The sequence below is a fragment of the Arthrobacter sp. PsM3 genome (genome assembly GCF_030433895.1).
Classification (GTDB): Bacteria; Actinomycetota; Actinomycetes; order Actinomycetales; family Micrococcaceae; genus Arthrobacter.
The window spans coordinates 1-9,757 of sequence record NZ_JARUXE010000075.1 but is presented as its reverse complement, the minus strand read 5'-3'; the positions used below and the strand labels follow the sequence as shown (position 1 = coordinate 9,757).

Sequence of the window (9,757 nt, the reverse complement as noted above, 5' to 3'; positions counted from 1 at the left end):
TCGCGGTCACGGCCGCCAACGGGGTCAGCCCGGACGCGGTGACCCCGTCCCGGACGATCACGATCGCCCCGGCGCCGGCCGCGCCGGTGTTCAGCGCTTCCACACCGCCGGCGGCCGGGACTGTCGGGACGGCGTATTCCTACACGTTCGCCGCGTCCGGGAACCCGGGCCCGCAGTTCACGGTGTCCTCGGGCACCCTGCCGGCCGGGCTGTCCCTGGATCCGCTCACCGGTGTCCTCTCCGGCACCCCGACAACGGCCGGGGGATCGACCTTCGCGGTCACGGCCGCCAACGGGGTCAGCCCGGACGCGGTGACCCCGTCCCGGACCATTAGTATCGCCGCGGCACCGGCCGCGTACGTCCCGAAAGACTTCAACGGCGACGGGAAGCCTGATGTGCTGGCCACGGACTGCAACGGTAACCTCTGGCTTTACCGGGGCAACGGCTCCGGTAGCCTGCAAACGAAAGTGAAGATGTCCGGTGCCTGGGGCAAGAATGATCTGACCGCCTCGCCGGGCGATTTCAACGGCGACAGCAAGTCCGACGTCCTGGCGGTGGACCGAAACGGCAACCTCTGGCTGTACCCCGGCAACGGTTCGGGCGGACTGCAGACGCGGGTCAAGGTGGCCGGTGACTGGGGCAAGATCGAAGCCCTGACCGGCCCCGGCGACTTCAACGGCGACAGCAAACCCGACATCCTGGCGGTGGACCGCAACGGCAACCTCTGGCTCTACCCCGGCAATGGTTCGGGCGGGCTGCAGACCCGGGTCAAGGTCTCCGGGGACTGGGGCAAGAACGATCTGACCGCCTCACCTGGCGATTTCAACGGCGACAGCAAGTCCGACGTCCTGGCGGTGGACCGAAACGGCAACCTCTGGCTCTACCCCGGCAACGGTTCGGGAGGACTGCAGACCCGGGTCAAGGTGGCCGGTGACTGGGGCAAGATCGAAGCCCTGACCGGCCCCGGTAATTTCAACGGCGACAGCAAGGCCGATGTTCTGGCCACGGACCGCAACGGGAACCTCTGGTTGTACCCAGGCACGGGTTCGGGCGGGCTGCAGACCCGGGTGAAGGTCTCCGCGGACTGGGGCAGGCTATGGCTTGTTCCATAGCGTGGCCGCTGTAAATCGCAGAGTTTTTTGCCTCCTTTCTCGCAGCGAAATTTGACCTGCTCGTCCTCAGCGGCCCGTTAGAGGGTGGCTACAAGACCCTTCCCGCGCTTCGTGCGCGCTTTGGGCTTAGTGCTAGCATCAGGCAAACCGATGCCGGCGTCGGCGCTCGTTGCTTTTTTCAGGGGGAATTATGGAAGAGCGAACTCCGCGGTGCAGGGGGCAGCAATGAAGAAGTGGACCCCAACTAGGGCCTGGCCTGCCGCCGCAGCAAGTACCGCCCTGTTGATAGCGGCCTCCAGCCTCGGCGGGGCGGCCGCCGAGGCTTCGACGCCGGGTGCTGCCGGGCAGCTTGTGTCCAATCCGGCACTGGTGTCCGGGGCCCCCACCGTCATACTCAGCGCCAGCTCGGGATACGCTGAATCCTCGGCAGGTACCGCGCCGGGTTCGCATTCCATCACCGTGGAGACCCCTCTGTCCCCGGGGCCCGTTACCGTATCCTTCACCGTTCTGGCCATCCCCCCGAGCGCGTCGCTCTCGGCAAGTTCAGGAGTCCGAGGGTCATGGCTCACGATTTTCGGGCAAGGCTACTCGGCGGGTGAAGACGTGACGGCAGTGCTGGGCAGCATCGGGCTCGGATCGGTCAGGGTGGCCGAAGACGGAACCTTCTCCTTCCCCACCACTGTGCCTTTCGGTGCCCCGGTGGCCAAGCAGGCCGTCACGGTGACAGGGGCGGTCACCGCTGTCCAGTCGCTGCCGTTCACCGTCACCCCAGCCACTGTGGCTCCCTCCTTTTCAGAAGCTGATGAGTTAGCCGTGGGCGTGTACGGCACGGGGTACTTCCCGGGTGAAACTGTGACCGCGACCTTCGGACCCGACGCCGTGATGTTGAATCAAGTCTTGGTGGAAAAAGACGGAAGGTTCGTTTTGCACTCCCCGGTTCCCCCCGGTGCCGCGTTGGGCATGCACACTGTGACCGTGACGGGAACGCGGACCCCGCCAAGTCACGTGGAGTTCTGGAATGTCGCCGTCACGCTCTCCGCCGACACGGCGGCTCCCGGCGCCGCCTACACCGTGAACGGGAGCGGCTACCCCCCGGGCATAACCGTCAGCGGGTTCTTCGATAATCTCCTGGCGTTCGGCCCGGCCACCGTCGCTAAGGACGGAACTTTCCATCTCGCGACCGCTGTGCCCGTCGTGGCACCCATCGGTGCGATGAATTATGTTCGCGTGACGGCGGACTCACGTGCGAGACCTCTTCGAGTGCCTTTCACGGTCGTGGAGGCAACCAGCACGGCCACGCCGGCCACTTCGCCTCCGCCGTCTGCTGGCGGCAGCACAACGAATGGCAGCACTCCATCGGCCGCCCCGGGCGGCACGCCTTCCCGCGGCTTGAACATCCAGACCGCCGCCCAACGCGAGCCCGCATATCCCCGGGCGGTGGTCTTGAGCCTGACCACGGGTCTCATCGGCGCGGGACTCTTCGGCTACGTACTGTTCCGAAAACGCCGCACACGGCGTTCATGAACACGGCCCCGCCGGCACCGCCCGACCGGCGCAACCTCTGGCGGCCCACGCTCTTGGGTATCGCCGCGGCAACCGCGCTGGCCATCCTCGGCCTCACAGCAGCCGTCACGGCCTCACAGCAGCCGTCACGGCCTCCCAGCAGCCCCCCGTCACGCCCCCTCCGCCCACGCAGACCACAAGGCAAAGCCCACTCAACGAGGCAGATACGCCCTCATCTCCCGCCAATCCACCGTCCACCCCCACCCGAACGCAGCCTCCGGGGGCGGCGCCACTCCGCCTGCTCTACCCCGGCGCGGATGCGGATGTAGCCATCCTGGCGCTGACCCCCAGCCCCGAAGACCTCGCCAGCGGGGAGGTAGAACCGCCGGATACCAACGACGGATACTGGCTCACTAACTACGGCAAACCCGGGACCGGTTCCACTGACACCACCTACATCGTCGGCCACCGCTGGGTCGCCGAGGACGCACCCTTCAACCGGATCGGCACCAACGCCAAACCCGGGGATGGGCTCACCCTCAGCACCCAGGCCGGCACACTCGACTACACCGTCACCGCCGTCGAGACCTACGACAAGGCGACATTGAACTCCGCCCCCATCTGGAACCGCATACCAGGCAGGGTCGTCCTGGTCACCTGCGACCTCGATAACCCATGGGGGAAAAACACGGCCATCACCGCCGACCCGGCACGCAAAAAACCCTGATTCGAGCAGACCCTCGCCCGGGAAACAGGCAAACGCCGTACGGGCCATGTGCCTGCTGATTATGCCGGAGAGGCCGGGGCACGCTATTCCGCACGTCTCCCCGAGGCCGTCACTATGCTGGAGACGACGGAACCGAGAGCGCGAGGAAGGCCCGACATGGCACAAGGCACGAAGGAAGATCCCTGGAAGCTGCTGACCGCTCCCGGGACATCCGAGTACAGCATGTACCGCGACGAGGAGGCCGACCCTCCCGCGCTCGTGTGCCAGGTGGGATCCACCACGCTGAAGTACCGTCTGAGCGCCGTCGAGGACCTGCATCACTGGCTCACGGAACAGGGCGGCTGGGTGCCCCTTGGCGCCGCTGACGAGAAGAAGGCCGCGGCCGAGGGAACCGTTGAGGCCTGGGGGAGGGACGCCTCAAACCCGGTCCGAGGCTGGTACGGGCTCCGCAACGGCTACCGGGGCCGGTTCGGCATGTACCTTCCTCCGCTGCTGGAGGCGCTGGGACTGGCCGAGCTCACCCACGAGAAGCGGAACAACAGCATCCGCGCGATCAGCGCTGACGCCACCAGCCCTGACGCCGCCACAACGTAGCGCCGCGGCCCGGCATGGCCGGCGTCAGGGTGAAGACAGTCCCTCGAGACGTGGCAGCCGGAGCCCGGATGACATGATCAGGTCGTGAGTATCCGCAGCTTCACCACCCCCGCCCACAGCACCAGGCTTCGACTGATCATCATGGCCGTCGCCGGGCTCACCGTCGCCCTCGCCGTCGGTGTTCTTGGCTCCTGGGCGTATGCCCCGGCCCTGGGCTGGGCGGCGTCGTCGCTGATCTATTTGGGCTGGGTGTGGTCAGTGATCTGGCCCCTTGATGCTGCCGACACCTCCACGCATGCACTCCGGGAGGATCCGGGCCGCATCGTCTCCGATTTGCTCGTCCTCGGGGCCACAATGGCCAGCTTCGGCGGCGTCGCACTCATCCTGCTGGATGCCGGCTCCTCGGAGGGCGGAAGGAAAGCGGCCATCATTGCACTGGCCCTCGCCGGTGTGGGGCTTTCCTGGCTACTGGTGCACACCCTTTTCACACTGCGCTACGCCACCCTCTACTACCGGGATAACGAGGGAGTCGACTTCAACAAGAAAAAGCCGCCCCGGTATGCGGACTTCGCGTACCTGTCCTTCACCATCGGCATGACATTCCAGGTCTCGGACACCGACCTGACGACGGACGGGATCCGGTACGCCGCGTTGCGCCAGGCGCTCATCTCGTACGTGCTGGGCGCCATCGTGCTGGCCACGACGATCAATCTGGTCGCCGGTCTGGTCCGCTGAAGGGGCCACCTCAGGTTTTCAGGTTGAGTGTTCCCCGGGCGATGCTGTCGGCGGAGTGCGCCGGATCCCCGTTGTACGGCTGGTCAGAGACATCGACGATGGGGTATTGGGCCAGGTCGATGCCGGCAGGGATGGTGAAGACGCCGGAGTCATTGGCGAGGACGCCCAGGCTGACCATCTTCGACAAGTCGGCAGAGCCGACCCACACCCCCCGGAATCCGGAAATATTTTCGTTGGAGAGCCGGATCGTAAGTTGGCGGGTCCCGTCGGGGAGTTCTTGCACCTGTGCGTCTCCGCTCCCGGTGTGTGCGGGCAGGGGAGTCAGGGACGTTTGGGCGAGGATGATGGATGCCGGAGTCGACTGGGTTGCGGCGGGGACAGGCGTGCCGGTGTCCCGGAGGACTCCGGCGGCGGTCCATCCGGCAGCCGTGCCGAGGACGATGCCGGCGGCTGCCACGGCAAGCCAGAGCCCGGGACGGGCCCGCCGGTCTTTGGTGCCGGGCCGAAACGGAGCCGGCTCCGCCTCCGGTTCCTTGCTGTCCTTCGGGGGCGCATCCGCCGCCGCCGGCCTGGCGGCCGGCTTCCCTGATGACACGGGGGGCGCGGCGGTGCGCTGGTACAGGGGATCCGTCGCGAGGGCCTGGGAGAGCCCGAGGGCTTGGTGGATGGCGGCCCAGTTCTGGCTGCCGGGTTCCTCGAGTTCAATGCCGGCGAGGTCCAGGGTGGCAATGCGCACGGCGTGTTGCAGGCCCCGCAGGGATTCGCTGCACTCCGGGCAGCCGGCGAGGTGCTCGGCGTCGGCGTCGGTGCCCAGGTGCTCGCCAAGGGCCAGCAGGCTGAGAAGCTCGGCATCAAGGTGTTCCATGTTCCACCTCCAGACGGGAGCGCAAACGGGTGAGGCTGCGCCGGATGTGGCTTTTCACGGTGCCGAGCGGCAGGTTGAGGCGCGAGGAAATCTGGTCATGAGTCAGGTCTTCATAGAATGCCAGCCGCATTATTGTCTGCTGTGGATCCCCCAAGTGCTCCAGTTCTTCGTCCAGGGTGAGGCGGTCGGCGACCTCTTCGACGTCGCCGGCAGCCGGTCCCGTGGCCGGGTCAGCGACCAGGTGGATGGCCGCCTGTTCCAGATGGCGCTGGCGGGAGCGGACCGACAGCGCGTCGGAGATGGAATTGCGCGTAATCCCGATCAGCCACGCCGGCAGCCGTGCCGCCTCCGGCCGGTAACTGGTCCGTGATTTCCAGGCCCGAATGAAGACCTCCTGGGTGACATCGTCGGCGGCGGCACGCTCCCCCAGGGATCGCAGCGCCAGCGTGTATACCAGCGGACTCAGCCTCCGGTAGACCTCGGCGAGGATGCGTTCGTCGCCGCCTGCAAACGCGTAATCGAGACCGGGGTCCCAATCATGCGCGGCGGCAGCCTCCATGGGGTGCTCCTTTGAGCGGCAACGGGCCTGGTTGTTCCACATTATGCCGCACGCCCCGGGGCTCCGCCATGGCCGAACGGGGTCAGCCGTCCGGGAGGTCACGGTGTGCATGCCGGTGGGGCCGCGCTCGAGGCGGCCCCACCGGGTAGCGAAAAGGGGTGACTGCAGGAGGTCCGGAAGGCTACCCGTCGTGGCCTCCGCGTCCGCACGAGGAGGAGTCCACGACCTGTACGGCAACTCCGAGGTTGTTATCCGCGAGGCTTCCCCATGCGTAGACGATGGTGTTCTTTCCCTCGGTGATCGTGACATCCGCGGGGCCGATCAGCGGGTCTGTGGTTCCCTCAGCCGCGACCGAGGCGGAGATGGTTCCGGCTTCAAGGGAGAGGGTCTTCTGCTCCGGGTTGGTGAGTCCCTCAATGACCGCGCTCCCGCCGGCCAGGACGTCGACGGCGGGGGCCGCGGCGACGTGCCGGACGGTCAGTTTGCCCTTGCCGTCCGGGCTGGCCGAGGTGTTGTTGGTGAACAGCGTGGCCGTTGGGGCGCCGTCGGCGTCCAGATGTGCGACCGCCGTGTAGTCACGTCCCGCATCCAGGTCCACTGTGACGGGGCCGATCACGGGGTTGTCGGCGCTGGTGGCGTCGGCCCCGGTGATGGCGATCTTGTGGTCTCCGTCGGGGACGTTCAGCGGCCCGGCCAACGTGCCCGGCGTGAAGTCGTCCAGGGTGAGCTTGCCGTCGACCCAGACGTCAACGGTCAGGCCCGGGACGCCATGGAGGACGGACAGTTTTGCTGTCCCCTCGTCGCGGTGGTGCCCGGTGCCGGCCTGGGCCGGGGCGGCCAGGGCCAGTGCTGCCAGCAGCGTCATTGTTCCGGCGGCTGCAGAGAGTGTCTTGCGCATTTCCAACTCCTCAGAGAGGCCCACATGGGGGGCGGTGGTTGTGCTTACACCCTTACTACCGGCCGAAGGCCGTCCCCGGATGCACTTGGACGGAAACTTTCTTAGACGGGATAGCCGGACCCTGTTCCCCGGGGTGCGCTCCGCCGTCGTGCCGCATGCCCGAACAGCCACACGCCGCTGACCGTGGCGAGGTAGCCGGCGATGACGATCAGCGCGGTTCCGGCCCAGAAATAGTTCGTGGTGCCGCTGTCCTGGCCTGTGCCGGCGGCGACGCTCAGCAGCGAAAAGGCGGCCACGGCGGCAGCGGCCAGCCCGAGCAGCGCCGGCAGTGCGAGCCACAGCGTGGAGGAGGCCCAGTGTTCCCCGTAGCCGTCCCAGACGTTCCAGCGCGGGCCCTTGCGGATGATCAGCCAGCCCGCCGGGAGCATATACACCGCCACGACGAGGAACGCAGCGACGACGTCGGCGGGCCGGTGCCACTGGTTGATCAGGGTGGACACCCCGGTGGCGACGGCGAAGCTGCCGCCCAGGAACCCGGCGAGCGGGCGCCAGCGCGGGGAGACCATCAGGAACACCGCGGCCGCGGCCGAGGCGGCCATCGTGGTGTGGCCGGAGGGCAGCGAATTCAGCTCCAGGGTCTCGACCCCGGTGTAGGGCCGGACCGGGACAATGTCCTTGAGGATCTGGGTGGCCACGTTGGCGCCCACGCAGGCCGCGACGGCGATCCCCGCGGCGGCCCAGCGCCGCTTCAGCACGGTGACGATGAGGACCATGACGGTGGCGATCAGCAGGGAGAGCGCGGGCAGCCAGTCGAGGAGCTTGTTGGCGGCCTTTCCGGCGGCGCCGTGGATCTCGACCGCCTCCACGAGGGCCGATTCGTCGATGAACTGGCCCGTGGTGGTCCGGACAAAGAAGTAGTAGGTCCCGGCCAGGGCGGCCATGCTCACCAGGGTGGCGAGCAGGAACAGGAATCCGGTGCCGCGGCCCTGGCGTCCCTGGTGTCCGGCGGGGTCCGTTGCCGGGTCCGCCGGGTCGCCCGCGCGGGTTCCCCCGCGGGCGCCCGCGCGGGTTCCCTCGCGGGTTCCCTCGGCGCGCGGGGACAGCGGCTGCGGGTACGCCGGAGCCGGGTGCGTGCTGGTGCGATCCTGCCGAAAACTCATCGGTAACAGGTTCCCACAGAACCCTGCGAAGTTTCTGAGGGGTGCATCCGCCGGGCAGATCAGGGCGGATGCCGGGTGCACATTCGCCCTGATCTGCCCGGCGGGCAGCCCTCGGGCCGCGCCGCGGGTAGTGTTTGGCCATGGACACCGCGGCGATGCATCCGGACCCAGCCTTCCCTCGCTTCCACCCGCGTCCCGCGCAGGGCTGGATCAACGATCCCAACGGCCTGAGCTACGAGGCCGGCCGCTACCACGTTTTCTTCCAGTACAACCCGGATTCGGCCCGGCACCGGAACATCTGCTGGGGGCACCTGAGCTCCCCGGACCTGGTGCGCTGGGACGAGGAACCGGTGGCGCTCCGGCCCCAGCCCGGCGGCCCGGACGCGCTGGGCTGCTGGTCCGGCGTCGTAACCGACGACGGCGGCGTCCCCACCGCCGCCTATTCCGGCGTCGACACCCCGGGCGGCCACTCCCGCGTGGTCCTGGCCCGGGCGGATGAGTCCCTGCGCAGTTGGACCCAGGACGGGCACATCGCGGCGGAAATCCCCCCGGACCCGCGGGTCACCGCCGTCCGGGACCCGTTCCTCTTCAGCTTCCAGGGCCGCCGGTTCGCGCTCCAGGGGGCCGGGCTGGACTCCGGCCATGCCGCCGTGCTGCTCTACAGCGTGGAGGACCTGCGCCGGTGGCGGTACGAGGGGATCTGGCTCAGCACGGAGGACCCGCTCGCGGCCCGGCACATGCCGGCGGAGATCTGGGAGTGCCCGCAGCTGGTCCGCGTCCCGGATTCCTCCGGCGCGGAGACCTGGCTGCTGATGGCCTCGCTCTGGCTCGGGACCGACGACCATGACCACCCCAACGGTGTCGGCTACCTCCTCGGCTCGCTGGCGCCGGACGGCTCCGGGCTGCCGGTGTTCAGGCCCTCGGCCGGCGGGAAGGCCGACCTGGGCCGGGAGTTCTACGCCCCGCAGATCCTCGCGCTGCCGGACCGGGCACTGCTCTGGGGCTGGTCCGCCGAGCTGGCGGACGGCGAGGACCTCCCCGGGCGCCTCTTCGGGCGCAGCCAGGAACAGATTGACGAGGCCGGCTGGTCCGGGATCCTGACCTTCCCCCGCCAGCTCTCCGTGCACGGCGGGGTCCTCGCCGTCGAACCCGCCCCCGAACTCCGCGCCTACCGCGGCGAGCGTCTGCACCGCGGCGCCGCGGGCACTTTTGCCCTGCCGGCCGGGGCCGAGGTGCGGGTCCTCGGGGGAGAGGGCACGCTCCGGCTGGTCCTCGTCGCGGCCGGGCAGCGGCGGACCGTGTTCGCCGACACCGTGGCCGGGGGTGATGAGCTGCGCATCTTTGTGGATGCCTCGATCGTGGAGATCTACCGCCATGGCTCGGTGCCGACGACGCTGCGTGCCTACCCCGGCGCCGGCGAGGAGTGGCAGCTTGAACTGCCGCACGGCGCCGCGGCCGACGTCTGGGCGCTCCGGCACCCGGACCGTCCTGCGCTGCCGGAGGGGCCGTCCGCTGAGGCGCCGCCTGCGTGAGCTGAGAGGGGCCCGGTGGACATGCCCCGCTCTTGCAGCAACGAGCGGACATAGTCCCGTTATGTCCATTGA

10 protein-coding genes are annotated in these 9,757 nt (G+C 68.5%); 6 read left to right on the top strand and 4 right to left on the bottom strand.

Annotation, left to right across the window (positions count from 1 at the left end):
- The 5 genes from QCD75_RS21190 to QCD75_RS21175 form a co-directional block, all read left to right on the top strand.
- Positions 1–1,112 (top strand): FG-GAP-like repeat-containing protein (locus QCD75_RS21190; protein ID WP_301231479.1); only part of this gene is annotated, 1,112 nt, incomplete at its 5' end.
- Positions 1,113–1,337: 225 nt separating this feature from the next.
- Positions 1,338–2,636, top strand: a complete 1,299-nt coding sequence (locus tag QCD75_RS21185) for a hypothetical protein (protein ID WP_301231478.1) — start codon at positions 1,338–1,340, stop codon at positions 2,634–2,636.
- A gap of 37 nt (positions 2,637–2,673) precedes the next feature.
- Positions 2,674–3,342, top strand: coding sequence for a class F sortase (locus tag QCD75_RS22300; protein WP_367400686.1), 669 nt, complete (start codon positions 2,674–2,676; stop codon positions 3,340–3,342).
- A 156-nt stretch (positions 3,343–3,498) separates the two neighbouring features.
- Positions 3,499–3,936 carry a DUF6855 family protein gene (locus tag QCD75_RS21180; protein ID WP_301231477.1) on the top strand — a complete coding sequence of 146 codons (438 nt, stop codon included), beginning with the start codon at positions 3,499–3,501 and terminating at the stop codon, positions 3,934–3,936.
- A gap of 84 nt (positions 3,937–4,020) precedes the next feature.
- Complete coding sequence (locus QCD75_RS21175; RefSeq protein ID WP_301231476.1) at positions 4,021–4,671, top strand: DUF1345 domain-containing protein; 651 nt, start codon at positions 4,021–4,023, stop codon at positions 4,669–4,671.
- A 10-nt stretch (positions 4,672–4,681) separates the two neighbouring features.
- Here the strand turns inward: QCD75_RS21175 and QCD75_RS21170 are convergent, their stop codons facing one another.
- From QCD75_RS21170 to QCD75_RS21155, 4 genes are all read right to left on the bottom strand, one after another.
- Positions 4,682–5,536 (bottom strand): anti-sigma factor, encoded by an 855-nt coding sequence (locus QCD75_RS21170; protein WP_301231474.1) that lies wholly within the window; start codon positions 5,534–5,536, stop codon positions 4,682–4,684.
- Positions 5,523–6,095 carry an RNA polymerase sigma factor gene (locus QCD75_RS21165; protein WP_301231473.1) on the bottom strand — a complete coding sequence of 191 codons (573 nt, stop codon included), beginning with the start codon at positions 6,093–6,095 and terminating at the stop codon, positions 5,523–5,525. The genes QCD75_RS21170 and QCD75_RS21165 overlap by 14 nt, the downstream gene beginning before the upstream one ends.
- A 181-nt stretch (positions 6,096–6,276) precedes the next feature.
- Positions 6,277–6,993 (bottom strand): DUF4397 domain-containing protein, encoded by a 717-nt coding sequence (locus QCD75_RS21160; RefSeq protein WP_301231472.1) that lies wholly within the window; start codon positions 6,991–6,993, stop codon positions 6,277–6,279.
- A 101-nt stretch (positions 6,994–7,094) separates the two neighbouring features.
- Positions 7,095–8,153, bottom strand: a complete 1,059-nt coding sequence (locus tag QCD75_RS21155) for a phosphatase PAP2 family protein (protein ID WP_301231471.1) — start codon at positions 8,151–8,153, stop codon at positions 7,095–7,097.
- 140 nt (positions 8,154–8,293) lie between these two features.
- Here QCD75_RS21155 and QCD75_RS21150 point away from each other — a divergent pair, with 140 nt between their 5' ends.
- A complete protein-coding gene (locus QCD75_RS21150; protein ID WP_301231470.1) occupies positions 8,294–9,685 on the top strand; it encodes a glycoside hydrolase family 32 protein in 1,392 nt (463 codons plus the stop codon).
- Positions 9,686–9,757 lie beyond the last annotated feature (72 nt).